The organism is Qipengyuania flava, assembly GCF_019448255.1.
Lineage (GTDB): Bacteria > Pseudomonadota > Alphaproteobacteria > Sphingomonadales > Sphingomonadaceae > Qipengyuania > Qipengyuania flava_A.
The window spans coordinates 899486-917018 of sequence record NZ_CP080410.1; the positions used below are offsets into that span (position 1 = coordinate 899486).

General features: G+C 65.0%; 19 protein-coding genes. 10 read left to right on the forward strand and 9 right to left on the reverse strand.

The annotated features are described in order from the left end of the window. Positions 1–4: 4 nt before the first annotated feature. The 3 genes from KUV82_RS04390 (at position 5) to KUV82_RS04400 (ending at position 3775) form a co-directional block, all read left to right on the forward strand. Positions 5–910 (forward strand): sulfite exporter TauE/SafE family protein, encoded by a 906-nt coding sequence (locus KUV82_RS04390; RefSeq protein ID WP_219955674.1) that lies wholly within the window; start codon positions 5–7, stop codon positions 908–910. Between the two features lie 35 nt (positions 911–945). Continuing rightward, positions 946–1659, forward strand: a complete 714-nt coding sequence (locus KUV82_RS04395) for a TIGR02186 family protein (protein ID WP_219956211.1) — start codon at positions 946–948, stop codon at positions 1657–1659. Positions 1660–1756: 97 nt separating this feature from the next. Beyond that, positions 1757–3775 carry an ATP-binding protein gene (locus KUV82_RS04400; protein ID WP_258319845.1) on the forward strand — a complete coding sequence of 673 codons (2019 nt, stop codon included), beginning with the start codon at positions 1757–1759 and terminating at the stop codon, positions 3773–3775. A gap of 125 nt (positions 3776–3900) precedes the next feature. On the opposite strand, the gene KUV82_RS04405 is transcribed toward KUV82_RS04400, so the two are convergent. The 3 genes from KUV82_RS04405 to KUV82_RS04415 form a co-directional block, all read right to left on the reverse strand. Continuing rightward, on the reverse strand, positions 3901–4635 hold the full coding sequence (locus tag KUV82_RS04405) for a 7-carboxy-7-deazaguanine synthase QueE (RefSeq protein WP_219955675.1): 735 nt from the start codon (positions 4633–4635) through the stop codon (positions 3901–3903). An 87-nt stretch (positions 4636–4722) separates the two neighbouring features. After that, positions 4723–5538, reverse strand: coding sequence for a M90 family metallopeptidase (locus tag KUV82_RS04410; RefSeq protein WP_219955676.1), 816 nt, complete (start codon positions 5536–5538; stop codon positions 4723–4725). 43 nt (positions 5539–5581) lie between these two features. Beyond that, positions 5582–8290, reverse strand: a complete 2709-nt coding sequence (locus KUV82_RS04415) for a valine--tRNA ligase (protein WP_219955677.1) — start codon at positions 8288–8290, stop codon at positions 5582–5584. 219 nt (positions 8291–8509) lie between these two features. Between KUV82_RS04415 and KUV82_RS04420 the strand changes: the two genes are divergently transcribed. Genes KUV82_RS04420 through KUV82_RS04440 form a run of 5 tightly spaced genes read left to right on the forward strand, consistent with a single transcriptional unit; the run spans position 8510 to position 12772 of the window. Further along, a complete protein-coding gene (locus KUV82_RS04420) occupies positions 8510–9622 on the forward strand; it encodes an MlaE family ABC transporter permease (RefSeq protein WP_219955678.1) in 1113 nt (370 codons plus the stop codon). After that, entirely contained in the window at positions 9622–10530 is a 909-nt protein-coding gene (locus KUV82_RS04425; RefSeq protein WP_219955679.1) for an ABC transporter ATP-binding protein, read from the forward strand. The genes KUV82_RS04420 and KUV82_RS04425 overlap by 1 nt, the downstream gene beginning before the upstream one ends. A 3-nt stretch (positions 10531–10533) precedes the next feature. After that, on the forward strand, positions 10534–11484 hold the full coding sequence (locus KUV82_RS04430) for an MlaD family protein (protein ID WP_219955680.1): 951 nt from the start codon (positions 10534–10536) through the stop codon (positions 11482–11484). Between the two features lie 11 nt (positions 11485–11495). Then, positions 11496–12080, forward strand: a complete 585-nt coding sequence (locus tag KUV82_RS04435) for an ABC-type transport auxiliary lipoprotein family protein (protein WP_219955681.1) — start codon at positions 11496–11498, stop codon at positions 12078–12080. 32 nt (positions 12081–12112) lie between these two features. After that, positions 12113–12772: a DJ-1/PfpI family protein gene (locus KUV82_RS04440; protein WP_258319846.1), complete on the forward strand. Its 660-nt coding sequence runs from the start codon at positions 12113–12115 to the stop codon at positions 12770–12772. Positions 12773–12776: 4 nt separating this feature from the next. Here KUV82_RS04440 and KUV82_RS04445 read toward each other — a convergent pair whose 3' ends face one another. Genes KUV82_RS04445 through crcB form a run of 6 tightly spaced genes read right to left on the reverse strand, consistent with a single transcriptional unit; the run spans position 12777 to position 16451 of the window. After that, positions 12777–13472 carry an ATP12 family chaperone protein gene (locus KUV82_RS04445; protein WP_219955683.1) on the reverse strand — a complete coding sequence of 232 codons (696 nt, stop codon included), beginning with the start codon at positions 13470–13472 and terminating at the stop codon, positions 12777–12779. Next, complete coding sequence (locus tag KUV82_RS04450) at positions 13469–13678, reverse strand: hypothetical protein (protein WP_219955684.1); 210 nt, start codon at positions 13676–13678, stop codon at positions 13469–13471. The genes KUV82_RS04445 and KUV82_RS04450 overlap by 4 nt, the downstream gene beginning before the upstream one ends. After that, on the reverse strand, positions 13665–14324 hold the full coding sequence (locus KUV82_RS04455; protein ID WP_219955685.1) for an HAD-IA family hydrolase: 660 nt from the start codon (positions 14322–14324) through the stop codon (positions 13665–13667). The genes KUV82_RS04450 and KUV82_RS04455 overlap by 14 nt, the downstream gene beginning before the upstream one ends. Next, positions 14321–14920 carry an FMN-binding negative transcriptional regulator gene (locus tag KUV82_RS04460; RefSeq protein ID WP_219955686.1) on the reverse strand — a complete coding sequence of 200 codons (600 nt, stop codon included), beginning with the start codon at positions 14918–14920 and terminating at the stop codon, positions 14321–14323. The genes KUV82_RS04455 and KUV82_RS04460 overlap by 4 nt, the downstream gene beginning before the upstream one ends. Continuing rightward, on the reverse strand, positions 14920–16047 hold the full coding sequence (locus KUV82_RS04465; protein WP_219955687.1) for an RluA family pseudouridine synthase: 1128 nt from the start codon (positions 16045–16047) through the stop codon (positions 14920–14922). Before KUV82_RS04465 ends, KUV82_RS04460 begins: the two co-directional genes overlap by 1 nt. After that, the gene (gene crcB / locus KUV82_RS04470; RefSeq protein WP_219955688.1) at positions 16044–16451 is read right to left on the reverse strand and encodes a fluoride efflux transporter CrcB; all 408 of its coding nucleotides are present in this window, start codon (positions 16449–16451) and stop codon (positions 16044–16046) included. The genes KUV82_RS04465 and crcB overlap by 4 nt, the downstream gene beginning before the upstream one ends. A gap of 216 nt (positions 16452–16667) precedes the next feature. Between crcB and rpsU the strand changes: the two genes are divergently transcribed. Both rpsU and KUV82_RS04480 read left to right on the forward strand, forming a co-directional pair. Continuing rightward, positions 16668–16874, forward strand: a complete 207-nt coding sequence (rpsU, locus tag KUV82_RS04475) for a 30S ribosomal protein S21 (protein ID WP_034952298.1) — start codon at positions 16668–16670, stop codon at positions 16872–16874. A gap of 96 nt (positions 16875–16970) precedes the next feature. Then, positions 16971–17531, forward strand: a complete 561-nt coding sequence (locus tag KUV82_RS04480; protein WP_219955689.1) for an FKBP-type peptidyl-prolyl cis-trans isomerase — start codon at positions 16971–16973, stop codon at positions 17529–17531. Positions 17532–17533: the final 2 nt, after the last annotated feature.

Sequence of the window (17533 nt, forward strand, 5' to 3'; positions counted from 1 at the left end):
TTCCATGGATGTCTATCTCCCCATTGCGAACCTGTCCGTGAACGGACTGTGGATCGTCGCGCTGGGCGGGCTGACGGGCATCCTTTCGGGTCTCTTTGGCGTGGGGGGAGGCTTCCTCACCACGCCGCTGCTGATCTTCTTCGGAATTCCGCCGACCGTTGCCGCCGCCTCGGCGTCGACACAGGTGACAGGCGCCAGCGTGACCGGCGTGCTCGCCCATGGCAGCCGCGGCGGGGTCGACTACCGCATGGGCCTCGTCATGGTCGCAGGCGGGGTGATCGGGGCGGGCTTCGGCGCGCTGCTGTTCCGGTTCTTCCGGTCGATCGGCCAGATCGACGTGGTGATCAGCGCGCTTTACGTGATCCTGCTCGGCACCATCGGAATGCTGATGGCACGCGAGGCGACGCAGGGCCTGCGCGGCACCGGCGGCGCGCAGGCTGCGCGCAGGCGACACCATCCACTCGTCGCCAGCCTGCCGATGCGCTGGCGCTTCTACCGCTCGGGTCTCTACATTTCGCCGATTGCCCCGCTGCTGGTCGGTGTGGCCGTCGGCATCCTGACCATGCTGATGGGCGTTGGCGGTGGCTTCATCCTCGTGCCAGCCATGCTCTACATCCTCGGCATGAGCGCGAATGTTGTCGTGGGCACCTCGCTCTACAACATCCTCTTCGTTACCATGGCGAGCACCATCATGCATTCGCTGACGACCAAGGCGGTCGACATCGTGCTGGTGTTCCTCCTGCTGCTCGGTTCGGTCTCGGGCGCGCAGATCGGCTCGCAGATCGCGGTCAAGGCCAAGCCGGAGATCCTGCGCCTGATCCTTGCCACGATCGTGCTGCTGGTGGCGTTCCGCATGTTCCTCGGCCTCTTCTACCAGCCGGATGAAATCTACACGGTGTACCCGCTGTGAGGGCGCTGCTGCTGATCCTCTTCGCCTTTGCGCTCATGGGCCAGCGCGACCCCATCCTTGTGCCCGAGGTCAGCCAGCACGAGGTGCAGGTGCGCCAGGGCTTCACCGGCACCGAATTGCTGCTGTTTGGGGCCGTGCTCGACCCGCAGGGGCGCGCGGCCGGGAACGACTACGACATCGTGGTGGTCCTCAAGGGCCCTTCCGAACCCGTCCGCTTGCGCGAGAAGGAGCGCTTCGCCGGTGTCTGGGTCAACGCGGCGAGCAGCGATTTCCGCTCGGTCCCCTCCTATTTCGCGGTCGCCTCGTCGAAGCCGATCACTGATATCGTGGATGAGAAAACCGCGGCGATCTACGAATTCGGCACGCGCTATATCCAGCTCTCGCCCAGCGGCGTGATCGACCCGGAAGAACAGGCCCGATTTGCCGCCGGCCTTGTCGATCTGAAAACCCGGCAGGAGCTCTACAGCGAGAATTTCGAAGGCGTGCAGATCAGCGAACAGGTGCTCTACCAAGCGCGCATCAACCTGCCGTCCAACGTTACCACCGGTACCTACACCGCCGAGACCTTCGCGGTGCGCGGTGGGCGCGTGATCGCCTCGGCCATGACCGAGGTCGAAGTCCAGAAAGTGGGCTTTGAAGGCAAGGTCGAGGAATATTCGCAGGATCTGGCGCTGATCTATGGCCTTCTGGCGGTCATGCTGTCGGTGGGCATGGGCTGGGCGGCGGGCCGGTTGTTCGCCCTTATCTAACCCCTCGCAGGGTCTATCGTTGACCACATGTTAAGCACTTTCGTGCAGGCAGGCTCTAAGCGCATCGGGCGCGCGTTTAACGGGGCACAGCCAGAACATGAACGATATGGGCAATCCGAACTACCGCACTTTCGACCCGTCCAAGGAAGACGGGGCGGAACCGCCGCAGCCGCGCAGCAATTCGCTGCGCGACCGGATTCGTCGCAGCGCCGAACAGACAGGCGCTAAGCCGTCCGTATCGCCCTCGGGCTATGTCCACCAGCAGCCAGAAGCCGCAGCGCCTGCCGCCGAACCGCGCCCGGCTGAACCCGCCAAATCCGCCAGCGAGGCCCCGGCGCAGAACGCGCCGTCCGCGCCCGCAAAGCAGCCCGTGGCCGAAGCGCCTGCGCAGCGCCCCGCAGCGCAGGCCCAGCCAGCTCCCAAGCTCGGCGAAGCGCCGCCGCGCCCCTCGGAACTGGCCGCCAAGCCCGTCGAAGAGAAGAAGCCCGAACCCAAGGCCGATCCTGACAGCGTCAGCGAAAACGCGCTGCAGCCGATCGGTGTCGTGCTGGAAATCGCCGGTTCGGGATCGATGATCGCCATCGACCTCCAGCGCCTCAACGAATGCGCCGAGGACGAGGACCCGTCGATCGCCATGGCCGGCCAGGTTGGCTCGCAGATCAAAATCCGCGTCGGCAACAGCTGGCTTCTCGCCAGCGTCCGCAACCAGAAACAGGACCGCAAGGCGGGCAGCATTCTGGCCAACATCGACTTCCTCGGCGAAGGGATCGAGGAAAAGCTCACTGGCAAGCTGCACGGCTTCCGCCGCGGTGTGACCCGCTATCCGACTCCTGGCGCCATGGTTTATCCCGCCTCGACGCCCGACCTCAAGCAGGTCTACGCCAGCGATGGCCGCAGCGCGGTGACGATCGGGCGCGTCTATCCGACCAAGGACATTCGCGCTGGCCTTTATGTCGACGCCATGCTCGGCAAGCACTTCGCGCTGCTGGGGTCGACCGGTACCGGTAAATCGACCAGTGCTGCGCTGATCCTGCACCGCATCTGCGAGGCCGCGCCTGAAGGTCACATCGTGATGATCGACCCGCACGGCGAATACTCGGCCGCCTTCCGCAATACGGGCGTCATTCTCGACGTCTCGAACCTGCAGATGCCGTACTGGATCATGAACTTCGAGGAACATTGCGAAGTCCTGCTGACCAGCAACGGCAACGACCGGCAGGTCGATGCCGACATTCTCGCCAAGGCGCTGCTCCATGCGCGCAGCAAGAGCCGGCTTGCCGAAAGCATGGGCAAGATCACGGTGGATTCGCCGATTCCCTACCTGCTGTCCGACCTGTCGAACGCGATCCAGGACGCGATGGGCAAGCTCGACAAGTCGACCACGTCGGCGCCCTACATGCGAATCAAGAACAAGCTCGAAGAGATCAAGGGCGATCCGCGCTACCAGTTCATGTTCTCCGGCATGCTCGTGGCCGACACCATGGCCGACTTCATCGGCAAGGTTTTCCGCATGCCGTCGAACGGCAAGCCGATCTCGATCATCGACGTCTCTGGCGTGCCTTCCGACATCACCGCGACCGTGGTCGCCGTGCTCAGCCGCCTGGTGTTCGATTTCGCCATCTGGGGCCGCGAGGAACGCACCTCGCCGATCCTGCTCGTGTGCGAGGAAGCCCACCGTTACGTGCCGAGCGAGAAGAACGCCGACGGCAACTCGGTCGGCACCATCCTGTCGCGTATCGCCAAGGAAGGCCGTAAATACGGCATCTCGCTAGGCCTGATCACGCAGCGTCCTTCCGACCTTGCCGAAGGCGTGCTGTCGCAGTGCGGTACGATCCTCTCGATGCGCCTCAACAACGACCGTGACCAGGAATTTGTGCGCGCAGCCATGCCCGAAGGCGCACGCGGCTTCCTCGATGCGATCCCGGCGCTGCGCAACCGCGAGGTCATCGTCTGCGGCGAAGGTGTCGCCATCCCGATCCGCGTGAGCTTCGACAACCTCGAGGAATCGAAACGTCCGGCCTCGGAAGACCCCAGCTTCGTCGAGCTGTGGAACAAGACCGGCGGTGAAGAGGATATCGTCCAGCGCACCGTGCAGCGCTGGCGGAGCCAAGGCTGATATCTTGCTTATCGAACCCGCATCCGCGGGTTCGTCCTCGCTAGATGTGCGGCAAGCCGCACCCGCTGCGGGCGGGCGGTCGCCCTTGCCGTTCGCTGATCGCGAACGGTACAGCCGCTTGCCGGCTAAGTTCCGCGCGTATCCCCGAAGAGGTGGATATGCAGGCGGTCACTCATTCGGAAACCGTGCTTCACGCATAGCTCGGCGAGCCATGCCTCGCGGTTGCGCAAGGTCGCGCTGTCGGTGCCTTCGGGCATCAGGAAGACGTGACCCGGCCTGAAGCGGTAGCGATCGCGCAAGAGCAGCACGTCATCCACGTCCGAAGGCTCGGCAATCACGAACTTGAACCACGCCCGCGGGTCGGTGGCGTAGGCGTCGAGCCGTTCGGGCAGCAGCGCCAGCTCGGCCGGGTTGCCGCTGTGTGCAAGCTTGGGGCTGACATTGAACTGGTCGATGCGGATATCGAGCGGCACGGGCGCCTTGGTGGTCCCATTGGTTTCGACTTCCACCGTCATATCGGGCAGCCGTTCGAGCAACTGGGCGAGGGCGGGCGCCTGCAGCAGCGGCTCGCCGCCGGTGATGACGAGCCGGTTTTGGCCGAGCGCCTCGATCCGCGCGGCCACCTCGGCCACCTCCAGCGTGACCTGATTGGCCTTGCGTTCGAACGTCACGCCATCACGGTGCGGCCGGTCGTCGCCCTCGAAATGCCAGGTGTAGGCCGTATCGCACCACACGCAGGCAAGGTTGCAGCGCGAGAGGCGCACGAAGGTGCAGGGCGAGCCCATGCTCGGCCCTTCGCCCTGGACGGAGGCAAAGATCTCTGGCCCGCCGCTGTCGTCGGTGGCAAGGATTAGGGGCATGGGTAGGCGTTTTGGATTGCGGTGGTCATGCTGCGCGGCCCTATGGCACGAAACGCCGACGTGGGAAATTCCTCTGCCCGGCGCTGCTCAGTGCCATTGCTCCGGGTCGATCGCCAGAAGCTTCTGGAGCTGAACGTACAGGGCAGGCTCTTCGCGGCGCAGCGCCTGCGGTTTCTCGAAAAACGTGACGATGGCCTCGGCGAAAAACTCCTGATGGTTTGTCGCGCCATAAGGGTCGATCAGCGTAGGCTCGCCGCGCTCGAGACGACCAATATGGTCCTCGTAGGCCTCGAGCATCGCCTGCTCCCACCCGGCATAGCGCTGGCCCTTGCTCAAGATTGGGATGCCGTTGACGTGGCCGCTCAGCCCGTCGAGTTGATGGGCGAATTCGTGGATCACCACATTGTGGCCGTCGCTCGTATCGAGTCCGCCGTGCAGCGCATCGTCCCATGACAGAACCACCGGACCATGCGCCCAGCTTTCGCCGAGGGTGGCATGATGGCTGTCGTGCACCAACTCGCCATCGGGCGTGCCACGCCCGGTGAGGAAGGCGGCGGGATAGACCAGCACGTTCCGCAAGGTATCGTACCACGCCGGACTGTTGACGATCAGCAGGCAGGCTTGCGCAGCGATCGAGAGGCGCATTTCCTCGGTCACTTCCAGCCCGTTGATGCCCCGGAAGGTCACTTGGTCGAAGAACAGGTTCATCTTCCCCTCGAGCGATGCGCGCAAAGGGGCGGGCAGGCGCGTGACAAGCGGCACAAGCCGCTCGACCACCGCGCGCTGCTCGGCGCCGAGCGGCGATGCCAGAAGCTTTGCGCGCCTCTGGCGCCGCCATAGCCAGCGTGCAGCCAGCAAAGCTGCGCCGAGCAGGAGCGCGCCAAGTACGATCCACGAGGTCATGCCTCAGAGGTAGGATGCACCTGCGCGATTGGTAGAGGCGTTCCTATCCCAGACGCTTAAGCGCCGCTTCGAGGCGTTCGACTTCGGCGGTGTGGTGCGCATGGTCGGCGCGGGCCTTCTCGACCGCTTCGGGTTTGGCGCGTTCCACGAAGTTGGCGTTGCCGAGACGCCCTTCGAGCGATTTGGCTTCCTTGCGCGAAGATTCGAGGGCTTTTTCTAGACGGGCCTTTTCCGCCGCAATGTCGATCACGCCTTCGAGCGGGATGACGAACTCGTCCTCGCCCGCCGCGATCTGCATGGCAGCACCGGCCGGAGCTTCGCCGAAGGTGACGGGCGTCAGGCGCGCGAGACGCTCTATCGCAGCCGCACTGGCACCCACCACCGATTTCGCCAGCGGGCTGGGCGCAGCACAGAAGGCTTCCAGTTTCGCGCCCGGCGAAATGCCGAGTTCGTTCTTGGCCGTACGCGTTGCGCTGGTGAGGGCGATCAGCCAGTCGATCTCGGCCTTGGCGTCGGCGTCCACGCTCGCGCCCGGCTCGGGCCACTTGGCGGTGATCAGCGGATAGTCCGCGCGGTCACCCTGCTTCGACCACAGCTCTTCGGTGATGAACGGCATGAAGGGGTGCAGCATGACGAAGATCTGGTCGAGCGCCCAGCCGGCGACAGCCTTGGTCTCCTCGTCGATCGAGCCCTTGATGAGCTCCAGGTACCAGTCGCAGAACCGGTCCCACACGAAGTGGTAGATCGTGTTCGCGGCGGCATCGAAGCGCAGTTCGGCGAGCGCGGCGTCGAGCGCATTCTTGGTCTCGACGACCTCGCCGATGATCCAGCGGTTGACCGCGTGGGAGGCGGCGGGCGCTTCCAGCGTGGTGCTCGCCCCGATGCCGTTCGATTGGCAGAAACGCGTGGCATTCCAGAGCTTGGTCGCAAAGTTACGATAGCCCTCGATGCGCTTGTCATCCATCTTGATGTCGCGGCCCTGGCTTTCCATCGCCGCCATGAAGAACCTGAGCGCATCGGCGCCGTACTGGTCGATGAGGCCGAGCGGATCGACGACATTGCCCTTGGACTTGGACATCTTCTGCCCGTCCGCCGCGCGCACCAGGCCGTGCAGGTAGAGCTTGGGCCAGGGCGCCTGGCCCATGTTGTACTGGCCCATCATCATCATGCGCGCATCCCAGAAGAACAGGATGTCGAAGCCGGAAATGAGCAAGTCGTTGGGGAAGTGCTTGTCCAGCAGGTCGGTGTTTTCCGGCCAGCCGAGCGTGGCGAAGGGCCACAGGGCGGACGAGAACCAGGTGTCGAGCACGTCGCTGTCACGGGTCAGTGCAACGCCGTCGCCGGCCTGGTCCTGCGCCTCTTCCTCGGTCATGGCGACATAGGCCTTGCCGGCCTCGTCGTACCACGCCGGGATCCGGTGACCCCACCAGAGCTGGCGGCTGACGCACCAGGGCTGGATGTTCTCCATCCAGTTGAAGAAGGTCTTTTCCCAGGCCTTGGGCACGATCTCGATCGCGCCGCTCTTCACCTGTTCGATCGGCGTTGCCGCGAGCTTCTCCGCATCAACATACCACTGGTCGGTCAGCCAGGGCTCGATGACCACGCCGCCGCGGTCGCCGAAGGGCGTGGCGATAGTGCGCGGTTCGGCGTCGAGTTCGATCTCTTCGCCCTTCTTGGTCTTGCTGATGTGCGGGATCAGGCAGCCGAGCTCCTTGAGGCGCGCCACGACCAGCTCGCGCGCGCCGTCCACGCCGTCGCGCTTGAAGCGGTGCAGGCCGAGGAATTCCTCCGGCACCAGCCCGTCGGCGGTCTGGCACACGTTCGCTTCGCCATCGAGCATGTTGAGCATGTCGGCCGCTGCGATGCCGGCGCGCTTGCCGACGTCGAAGTCGTTGAAATCGTGGCCCGGCGTGATCTTCACCGCGCCCGAGCCGAGTTCGGGATCGGCATGCTCGTCGGCCACGATCGGAACGCGGCGGCCGGTGATCGGCAGGACGACATGCTTGCCGACAACGCTTTTGTAGCGCTCGTCATCGGGATGTACGGCCACCGCCATGTCGGCGAGCATTGTTTCGGGGCGCGTGGTCGCAACCTCGATATAGTCGCGGCCATCATCCAGCGTGACGCCGTCTTCCAGCGGGTATTTGAAGTGCCAGAAATGGCCCTTCACATCGCTTGTCTCGACCTCGAGGTCGGAAATCGCGGTCTTGAGCTTGGGGTCCCAGTTCACCAGCCGCTTGTCGCGGTAGATCAGCCCGTCGTTGTAGAGATCCACGAAGACCTTGAGCACGGCGTCAGTGAAGTGCGGGTCCATCGTGAACTGCTCTCTCGACCAGTCCATCGAACAGCCAAGGCGGCGCAGCTGGCGGGTGATGGTGCCGCCGCTTTCTTCCTTCCACTCCCACACCTTCGCCACGAAATCCTCGCGGCTGTAGTTGGTGCGCTTGTCCTGCTTCGCCTCGAGCTGGCGTTCCACGACCATCTGCGTCGCGATGCCCGCGTGGTCGGTGCCCACGACCCACAGCGCGTCCTTGCCGCGCAGGCGTTCGTAGCGGACCATTACGTCCTGCAGAGTGTTGTCGAGCGCATGCCCGATGTGAAGGCTGCCAGTCACGTTGGGCGGCGGGTTCACGATCGTATAGGGCTGCGCGTCGGCGCGTTCCGGACGGAACAGGCCGTTCTCCTCCCAATGCGCGTACCAGCGCGCTTCGATATCGGCAGGGTCGAAAGTCTTGGGTAGCTCGGTGCTCATGTATCTCGTCGCTGACGCTTGTGTGCGGCACCGACCCTCTCCGCCCGCCCGGCCACCCACGGCACAGTAGTTTATGGGTGGCCGGGCGGGCGGAGAGGGCCGGCGCGGTGGTTCGGTTGGAAATCCCATGCCAGCGGGCATTGTGCGATGCAACGCCATTGGTGCCTTGGGGATATAGCCGCTTGGCAAGCGACTGATTTCCCCGCATACCGCATCGCAATGGGTGGTTTGGCCGGATACGAACTCGTCGAGGGGGACGACGGAGGCAAGGTGCTTGCCCTGACCGGCCCCTATCTGGTCTCCACAATCGGCTCCATCGACGACGATTTGCTGGCGCTCGACATACCCTTGTCGGAAGTCGACATTTCGGGTGTGAGCGAGATCGATACGGTCGGCGCGTGGATGGCGTGCAGCCTCGCCGAAGAACACGGAGCTGCCGTCACGGGCGCGACGGAACGAGCCAGCCGGCTGATCGAAGCACTCGACGGCATAGCCGCCACCGAACAGGTCGAGCCCGCTGAAGACCCGGTCTGGGAACGCGTACCCCTTGCCATGGGCGAACGGGTCTACGCCATGCGCGGCGGCATACTGGGCGTCCTGAGCTTCCTTGGCGCGCTGATCGTCGCCACTGGCAGCCTCATCCGCCATCCGCGCCGGTTTCGCTATCTCGCGCTGATCCGCCAGCTCGAGCTGGTCGGTGTCTCCGCTTTGCCGATCATCGGCTTGATGAGTTTCCTCATTGGGATCGTCATTGCCCAGCAGGGCGCGGTGCAGCTGGCGCAGTTCGGGGCCGAGACGCTGACCGTGAACCTCGTTGGCCGGATTACCCTGCGCGAACTGGGCGTGTTGATGACCGCGATCATGGTTGCAGGCCGTTCGGGCAGCGCCTTTGCTGCGCAGATCGGCACGATGAAGCTTACCGAAGAAGTCGACGCCATGCGCACCATCGGCATTTCACCGGTCGAAGCGCTGGTCATGCCGCGCATCCTGGCCGCGATTCTGATGATGCCGCTGCTCGGCTTCTATGCGGCAGGCGTAGCTATTGTCGGCGGCGCGGTGGTGGGTGACCTGATGCTGGGTATCCCCTTTTGGACCTTCCTTGCGCGCATCCAGGACGTGGTGCCGACCTACGATCTTTGGGTCGGGCTGATCAAGGCCCCGGTCTTCGGCCTGATCGTGGCGCTCGCAGGCTGCTACCATGGTATGCAGGTGAAGGGGAATTCCGAGGAGGTTGGCCTCAGGACCACCATGGCGGTGGTGACCGGCATTTTCGCGGTGATCGTGCTCGATGCGTTCTTCGCCGTCTTCTTCACCGAGATCGGGTGGGGCTGATGGCGCAGGACGACACCGGCCGCCCGCTCGACAAGCACGAACGCTATCGCGGCGAACACCCGATCGTGGTCGAAGGGCTCAAGAACCAGTTCGGCGAGCAGGTCGTTCACGAGCATCTCGACCTCAAGGTCCGGCGCGGCGAGATCATCGGCGTGGTCGGCGGCTCGGGTACGGGCAAGAGCGTGCTGATGCGCTCGATCATCGGCTTGCAGCCGCCCACCGCGGGCCAGATCAAGGTGTTCGGCAAGTCCATCGACGACATCGTGCCCGAAGAGGACGAAGGCATTCGCAACCGCTGGGGCGTTCTGTTCCAGGGCGGGGCGCTGTTCTCCACCCTGACGGTGGGCGAGAATGTCGAAGTGCCGCTCAAGCAGTTCTACCCGGATATCGCGCCCGAACTGCGCCACGAGATTGCACGCTACAAGGTCATGCTCTCGGGCCTGCCCGAGGAAGCGGTGCACAAATACCCGAGCGAGCTGTCGGGCGGCATGAAGAAGCGTGCCGGTCTTGCCCGCGCGCTGGCGCTCGATCCCGAACTGCTCTTCCTCGACGAACCAACGGCGGGGCTCGACCCGATTGGGGCTGCGGCCTTCGACCGGCTGACCGACGAATTGCAGGAAACGCTGGGCCTGACCGTATTCCTCATCACCCACGACCTCGATACGCTGCACGAGATTTGCGACCGCGTGGCGGTGCTGGCGGACAAGAGGGTGATCGCGGTTGATACCGTCCCCAATCTCATGGAACTCGACCATCCCTGGATACAGGAATACTTCAACGGGCCGCGCGGACGGGCGGCTCTCACGGCGCAGGCGCTCGACGAATTGCGCCAGCACATGGATAAGCCCATGGCGGCGCACGCGGTCAAAGCGTTGGACAAAGCGGACTTCAGCAAGGATAAGGCTTAGTACATGGAAACGCGGGCAAATCATGTGTGGGTGGGCGTTGTCACGCTGGCGATCCTCGGAGCGCTCGCCCTGTTCATCGTCTGGCTGGCGCGGCTGGGGGGCGGCGCCCAGAACGAATACGACATCTTCTTCAAGCAATCGGTCGCCGGCCTTGCCAATGGCAGCTCGGTGGATTTCGCTGGCGTTCCGGTGGGCCAGGTCACGCAGATCGTGCTGTGGGACAAGGACCCCGAATTCGTCCGCGTGCGCATCAAGGTTCAGGAAGAGGTCCCGATCCTCGTCGGCACCACCGCGACCATCCAAGGCAGCTTTACCGGCGTGTCGACCATCACGCTCGACGGCGCGCGCAGCGGCGCCCCGCCGATCAGCTGCGAGACCACGGCCTGCACCGAAGGCGTGCCGATCATTCCGCCGACCGCAGGCGGCGGTTTCGGCGCCGTGCTTGCCAGCGCCCCGCTGCTGCTCGAACGCCTCGCCACGCTGACCGAACGGCTGACGCTGCTGCTGTCGGACAAGAACCAGCAATCGCTCGAAGGCATTCTCGAAAACAGCGAGAAGATGACTGCGGACCTCGCGGCGGCAACGCCCAAGGTCGAACGGGTCCTCGACGAACTGCAGGTGACCTTGCGCGAATCGAGCGAAGCGCTCGACGCCTTCGAGAAGGTCACCGCATCCACCGACAAGCTGATCAATCAGGAAGGCGCGGAGCTCGCCAAGCAGCTGCGCGATACGCTGACCTCGGCCAGCGGCGCGGCCAAGGCGCTCGAAGCGACGCTGGAAGATGCACGCCCTGCGACAAAGCAGCTTGCTGAAAGCACGCTTCCGGCCGCCGAAGCCACGCTGAAGGACCTGCGCGCGACCAGCCAGGCTCTGCGTAGCGTAACCGAAAAACTGGACGAACAGGGCGCCGGCGCCCTGCTGTCGAGCCAGCCGCTGCCCGACTACAAGCCGTGAGAGGTAGAGCCATGACCAGCACACTGAAACTCGCGGCCCTGGCACCGGCCCTCCTGCTTGGCGGATGCCTCAGCCTGGGCGGCGAAGCGCCCGACAGCCTGCTGACCCTCACGCCCTCGACCATGGCGCCCGCTGGCACTGGCGGCTCGGGCGGACAGGAAAGCGCGCTCGCGATCGACGCGTTCGAAGTGCCCAAGGCGATCGACGTCACCCGCGTGCCGGTGCAGGTCACCGACACGCAGCTTGCCTATTTGCAGGACGCTGTCTGGGTAGAACGCCCGGGCCGCCTGTTCCGCAGCCTGCTGGCCGAGACCATCCGCACCCGCACGGGCCGCGTGGTGATCGATGGCGACACGTCTGGCCTTGCCGCAGCCGAACGCCTCCAGGGCTCGCTCCGCGCTTTCGGCTACGACGCCCGGACCCGCGAAGCGGTCGTCACGTTCGACGCCGTGCGCCGCGGCGATGGCGGCGCGGTGATGACCCAGCGCTTCGAATCGCGCGTGCCGGTGGCCGTGGCAGAGACGAACTTCGTCGGACCGGCGCTCAACCAGGCGGCCAACGAAGTTGCGGGCCAGGTCGCCGACTGGCTGGGGTAGGAGCCGTGCCGCGCCCGCTGACGGCGGCCTTTGTGCTTTTCCCCAATGTGACCCAGCTGGACCTGACCGGTCCGGTGCAAGTGCTAAACCATCTGGGCGACACGCGGATCGAACTGGTTGCGAGCCGGATGGACGCCGTGCCGACGGACTGCGGCTTCTCGATCAACCCGACCACGACCTACGCCGAGTGTTCCGGACCGGACATTATCTGCGTTCCGGGAGGGATGGGGGCCGACGACGCCATGGCGGACGAGGCACTACTCGACTGGTTGCGTGCTGCAGCCGAGCACGCCCATTGGATCACCAGTGTGTGCACCGGCGCCCTCGTGCTGGGAGCGGCGGGGCTGTTGCTTGGTCGGCGGGCAACGACCCATTGGCTGTCGCGCCCTTTGCTGGCCGAGTTTGGCGCCATTCCGGTCGAAGAGCGGGTCGTGTTTGACGGAAAGCTGGTCACAGGCGGCGGTGTGACGGCGGGTATCGACTTCGCGCTGGAGCTTTCCGCGCGCATTCGCGGCGAGGACCACGCGAGGCGTGTCCAGCTGGCCCTCGAATATGACCCCGCGCCGCCATTTGCGGACGGTTCGCCTGCAAGCGCCGATGCTCAAACCGTTGCGACTGTTCGCGCCGCGAGCGAAGCGCGTCAGGCAGAGCGCGCCCGTAAGGTTCGCGAAGCGGCGGCCAGATTGTCCTAGCGCTCTAGCGCCGGGCCAGCGCTACGAATTCCATAGCTTTCAGGAAACTGCCGAGCCGCCTTGCGCGGCGCTCGGCGGCCTCTTCATCCTCGCCCCATTGCTCGACCTGCCAGTCCTCTTCGAGATTGGCGGCCGCCCATAGCGTTTCGCCATCGGCCCCCTCTTCAAGGGCGGCAAGTCCGATGCACAGCGAGGCAGCGAGAGAGGTAAGCTGTTCGAGCGCGGCGAGGGCGAAAGCGTCGAGTGTTTCCAGCCGCGCCTGGAGCCGTGCCATGCTGTCCTTGGGATGCGGCTTTGCGACAATCCCGCTCACCCGTTCCAGCGTAATCCCTTCGCGCGCTTCGAGCGCCTCGACCAGAGGGTCCCAAACATCGCGCTGGCGGTGCCAGAGCGGCTCGTCCGGGTCCGCCCGGTAGCACAGCGTGTCGGTCTCGGCGTAGCGCAGCAGCTTGGCGACAAGCTCGTCGCGCGTGCCGGGTACGATGTCGAGCGCGTAGTCGGTCATGTCGCGAAACACGAACAGCGCGGGATCGATCTTCTCGCCCTGCGCGTCCCACTCCGCTGCCAGCGCCTCGGCCAGCGCTTTCGCGGCGACCACTTGCGGCCGGCCGCCTTGCGTTTTCATGGGGCGGCCATCGAGCGCGACGTGGTAGCCCGCCTCGCCCTCTTCGACCGTTACGGCCTTATAGAAACGTTTCACTCAGGAGTTCTCCAGCGCTTGGCGAGGACCAGCGGAAGGATGAAAATCTCGGCGGCGGCGATTGCCAGCAGGATGTAGCCGACGACCGGCGGGAAAGGCAGGATCTCGCCCAGCACCAGAGCGCCCAGGATACCCATTATGACGCCCGACAGGCGCACGCCTTGGATGGCGAAGAAACGGGCTTTGGCGGGATCATGCTGGTCCACGGATCATGTCTCCTAATTGCTGTGCTGTGTCGGCGACCGCGCTGGCGCCGGTGTCGAACAGTTCCTGCGCCTCGTGATAGCCCCAGGACACTCCGATCGCGCGCACCCCGGCGGCGACCGCCATTTCCATGTCGAAGCTGGTGTCGCCGATCATCACCGCATCGGCTGGTGAAACGCCGGCATCGACGAGGGCTGCTTCAAGCATCGCCGGATGCGGCTTCGAGGGATGACGGTCGGCGGTCTGGAGCGAGACGAAGCGGTGCTTGATGCCATGCGTGTCGAGGCAGGCGTGAAGGCCGCGATCGCTCTTGCCGGTGGCGACTGCCAGCAGCCAGCCTTCCGCATCGAGCTGCTCGATCAGCGCACCGATGCCATCGAACAGCGGTTCGCGCAGCGCGCCCGACAGGCGCAGGTCGCGAAAGCCCACCTTGTAGGCCTCCACAACCGCGTGGCGTTCATCGTCGGTGGCGTGCGGAGCCAGCTCGCGCAGGGCGTAAGGTAGCGAGAGGCCGACCATGCGGCGCACCAGGTGCCGGTCCGGCGCGGCAAGGCCGGCGCTGGCGAAGGCCTGTTCCATGGTCTCGCAGATCGCCGCCTGCCCGTCGACGAGCGTGCCGTCGCAATCGAATACGGCGAGGCGGCTCATGCGGCGTGCTCGTGCATGGCGGTCGCAAGGGCCGGATTGCCCGCATCGGCCAGTCCCGCAGCGATCGTCGCACGCTCGTCACGGTTCTTCTTTTGCGACAGCTTGAAGGTCGGGCGCCATTCGCGCACGTCGAGTTCGAAGCCGACGATCGCCTTGAACAACCCGTCCCACATGTCGCGGCTCGCTTCCTCGGCGTTCCAGCGTTTGCCGCCGAGACGCTCCTCATGTGTGTCGATCAAATCGTAGAGCAGCGTGTCCAACTCCTCGTCCGCCAGCCTTCGCACCGGGCCTTCGAGCTCGATTGCTACGTAGTCCCAGGTCGGCACGGTATCGCGATTGTCGTACCAACGCGGCGAGACATAGCCGTGCGGCCCTGTCACGGTCGCCAGCGCCGTCATGCCATCCAGATATCGCGTCAACGCATTGCTGCGCGCCAGGTGGAATTGCAGCGTGTCGTCACCGCGCAGCATCAGCGGGGTATGCGCAACGCGCGGACCGTCGGGCGTGGTCAGAAAAACCGATCCGAACGCAATCCCGCCGATCCATTCGCGCATCAGCGCGTGGTCCGAGCTGTGGAACAACGGATTGGGATGCATCAGCGCTTGCCCCGCGGTTTGCTTGGCCTGCCCTGCGCGCCGCCGCGGCCACGACGGGGGCCGCGCTGCGACTTGCGGTAGTTCTTCGCGTGCTGGCGGGCCTGCTGTTTCTTTTCCTCGCGGCTCTTTGGCGGCGGATCGTCGCGCATGGGCGTTGCGTCGCTCTTGCTTTCCTCAAAGCCCAATTGCTCCATCGAGGCTGCGAAATGCTCGGGGAGGTCTGCCGTGACATCGAGTTTGCCCGGACCGTCGGGACTGTCGATGATCAGCCGGCGCGCGTGGAGGTGCATCTTGCGGCTGATCGAGCCGGTCAGGAAGGCATCGCGCCCGCCGTACTTGCCGTCGCCCACGATCGGATGCCCCATCGCTGCACAGTGGACGCGCAGCTGGTGGGTGCGGCCGGTCATCGGTTGCAATTCCAGCCAGGCGGCTTTCTTTCCGACTGCATCGACCACGCGGTACTTGGTCTTGGCCGGCTGGCCGCCTTCGTGATCGACATGCATCTTCTCGCCGCCCGATCCGGGCTGCTTGGCGAGCGGGGCTTCGATCACCCCTTCCTTGATGTCGGGCACGCCGATGACCAGCGCCCAGTAGATCTTCTTGGCGCTGCGGCCAGAGAAACGCTTGGAGAAGAAGGCCGCGCTGCCCGGCGTGCGGGCGACGAGCAGCACGCCGCTCGTGTCCTTGTCGAGCCGGTGGACAAGGCGCGGGCGCACGTCTTCTTCGCCGGGCGCGAAGGCGTCGAGCAGGCCGTCGACATGGTTGAAGGTGTTGGTGCCGCCCTGCGTGGCAAGGCCCGGCGGCTTGTTCAGAACCAGCGCGCCCTTGGTCTGTGTGATGACCATGGCTTCGGCTTGCTCGATTTCGGCAGGCTTCAGTTCGCGCTTGGGCTTGGCTTTCTTGTGCGGCGCATCGCCGCCCGGTGGCACGCGGATTTGCTGGCCCTGTTCGAGCCGGTCGTCGGGCTTTACCCGCTTGCCATCGACCCGCACCTGTCCGGTGCGCGCCCATTTGCTGACCGTGCCGAAACCGACCTGCGGCAGATGGCGCTTGAACCAGCGGTCGACGCGGATGCCGTCGTCATCGGCTTCGACGGTGAAGCTGCGGACTTCGTCGGAGGTCTTCATCCTGCCATCCTCGCGACTCCAAGGCCGACCATCAGCCCGGTGATTCCCAGCGCAATCGAAAGGATCGCGTAGAGCAGGGCGAAGAGATACTGGCCGCGTTCGATCAGCAGCACCATTTCAAGACTGAAGGCGCTGAAGGTTGTGAACCCGCCGAGCAGGCCGACGCCGAGCAGCAGGCGCAGCTGTTCGCCATCGCCGCCGCTGCGGGCAAGGAACCCGGCAAGCAGGCCCATGGCAAGGCTGCCGGCGGCGTTGGCCGCAAGCGTGGCGAAGGGAAACGCAGTGACGATCGGCGCGCCGAGCCATCCGGTCATGACACGGCCGAGCTGCCAGCGCAGTACGGCGCCGACCCCGCCGCCGATGAACACGTGCAGCGCTGCCAGGAAAGGTGAATAAGAGGACATTGCGGCTCGCCTTAGCCGCCAATTGCGCGTTCGTCATCCACCTGCGTGATCGCGCAGCAGGGGCTTGCCAATCCGGAGGAGAATCCGTATGTGCGCCCCCGTTCGAGCCGGTCCGGAACGGATTCGGCGCGTTTTTCGTTCTTTAAGCGAAATCGTTTTACAGGAGGCACACCCGCAGCGGCGGGCTCTGTCCCGCTTAGTGAGGTGTTTGAATTTATGCAGATCATCGTTCGCGATAACAATGTCGACCAGGCCCTGCGCGCGCTCAAGAAGAAGCTGCAGCGTGAAGGCGTGTATCGCGAAATGAAGCTGCGCCGCCACTACGAGAAGCCCAGCGAAAAGCGCGCTCGCGAAAAGGCAGCTGCCGTTCGCCGCGCTCGCAAGCTTGAGCGTAAGCGCATGGAGCGCGACGGCATCAAGTAAGTCGCTATTGCGGCTACAACCAAGCTAAGCCATGAGGGCGCGGAGCAATCCGCGCCCTTTGCGTATCGGCCCCAGGCCTAACGGGAAGACTTACACATGACCGAGATTACCCGCGTTCCCCTCCAGCCGATCAAGAAAGGCTCGCTGACCAAGCTGTGGCTGGGCGTCCTTGTCGCCGTGCTGCTTGGCGCCGGCCTTGCCTGGGCCGCCGTGCCCAAGGGGCTCGAGGTCGAAACGGTGACCGCCGGTACCGGCGAATCGCCCCAGGTCGGGGATGTGGTCTTCGTGCAGTACGTCGGCAAACTCACCGACGGGACGGAGTTCGATCGCTCGCAGCCCCTGCCGGTTCCGCCGGGCCTGTTCCCCGAAGGCAACCCGCTGCTGCTGGAAGAAGGCGCGATCATCGATGGCTTCATTACCGGCCTCACGCAGATGCAGAAGGGCGGCAGCTACATCCTGACCATCCCGGCCGACCAGGCGTACGGTGCCGAACCGCCGCCGGGCTCGCCGATCCCGCCCAACGCCGACCTCGTCTTCGAAGTCGATGTCATCGATTTCATGAGCCGCGAGGACTTCCAGGCCCGCGCCGAAGCGCTGCAGTCGATGATGGGCCAGGGCGGCCCGGGCGCCGAGGCCGCACCGCCGCCGGCCGAGTAACC

What these genes read in the sequence shown, in the direction of transcription:
- KUV82_RS04390 (WP_219955674.1), top strand. Translation starts at nt 5, where the DNA reads ATGGATGTCTATCTCCCCATTGCGAACCTGTCCGTGAACGGACTGTGG.
- KUV82_RS04395 (WP_219956211.1), top strand. Translation starts at nt 946, where the DNA reads ATGGGCCAGCGCGACCCCATCCTTGTGCCCGAGGTCAGCCAGCACGAG.
- KUV82_RS04400 (WP_258319845.1), top strand. Translation starts at nt 1,757, where the DNA reads ATGAACGATATGGGCAATCCGAACTACCGCACTTTCGACCCGTCCAAG.
- KUV82_RS04405 (WP_219955675.1), bottom strand. Translation starts at nt 4,635, where the DNA reads ATGCCCCTAATCCTTGCCACCGACGACAGCGGCGGGCCAGAGATCTTT.
- KUV82_RS04410 (WP_219955676.1), bottom strand. Translation starts at nt 5,538, where the DNA reads ATGACCTCGTGGATCGTACTTGGCGCGCTCCTGCTCGGCGCAGCTTTG.
- KUV82_RS04415 (WP_219955677.1), bottom strand. Translation starts at nt 8,290, where the DNA reads ATGAGCACCGAGCTACCCAAGACTTTCGACCCTGCCGATATCGAAGCG.
- KUV82_RS04420 (WP_219955678.1), top strand. Translation starts at nt 8,510, where the DNA reads ATGGGTGGTTTGGCCGGATACGAACTCGTCGAGGGGGACGACGGAGGC.
- KUV82_RS04425 (WP_219955679.1), top strand. Translation starts at nt 9,622, where the DNA reads ATGGCGCAGGACGACACCGGCCGCCCGCTCGACAAGCACGAACGCTAT.
- KUV82_RS04430 (WP_219955680.1), top strand. Translation starts at nt 10,534, where the DNA reads ATGGAAACGCGGGCAAATCATGTGTGGGTGGGCGTTGTCACGCTGGCG.
- KUV82_RS04435 (WP_219955681.1), top strand. Translation starts at nt 11,496, where the DNA reads ATGACCAGCACACTGAAACTCGCGGCCCTGGCACCGGCCCTCCTGCTT.
- KUV82_RS04455 (WP_219955685.1), bottom strand. Translation starts at nt 14,324, where the DNA reads ATGAGCCGCCTCGCCGTATTCGATTGCGACGGCACGCTCGTCGACGGG.
- KUV82_RS04460 (WP_219955686.1), bottom strand. Translation starts at nt 14,920, where the DNA reads ATGCATCCCAATCCGTTGTTCCACAGCTCGGACCACGCGCTGATGCGC.
- KUV82_RS04465 (WP_219955687.1), bottom strand. Translation starts at nt 16,047, where the DNA reads ATGAAGACCTCCGACGAAGTCCGCAGCTTCACCGTCGAAGCCGATGAC.
- crcB (WP_219955688.1), bottom strand. Translation starts at nt 16,451, where the DNA reads ATGTCCTCTTATTCACCTTTCCTGGCAGCGCTGCACGTGTTCATCGGC.
- rpsU (WP_034952298.1), top strand. Translation starts at nt 16,668, where the DNA reads ATGCAGATCATCGTTCGCGATAACAATGTCGACCAGGCCCTGCGCGCG.
- KUV82_RS04480 (WP_219955689.1), top strand. Translation starts at nt 16,971, where the DNA reads ATGACCGAGATTACCCGCGTTCCCCTCCAGCCGATCAAGAAAGGCTCG.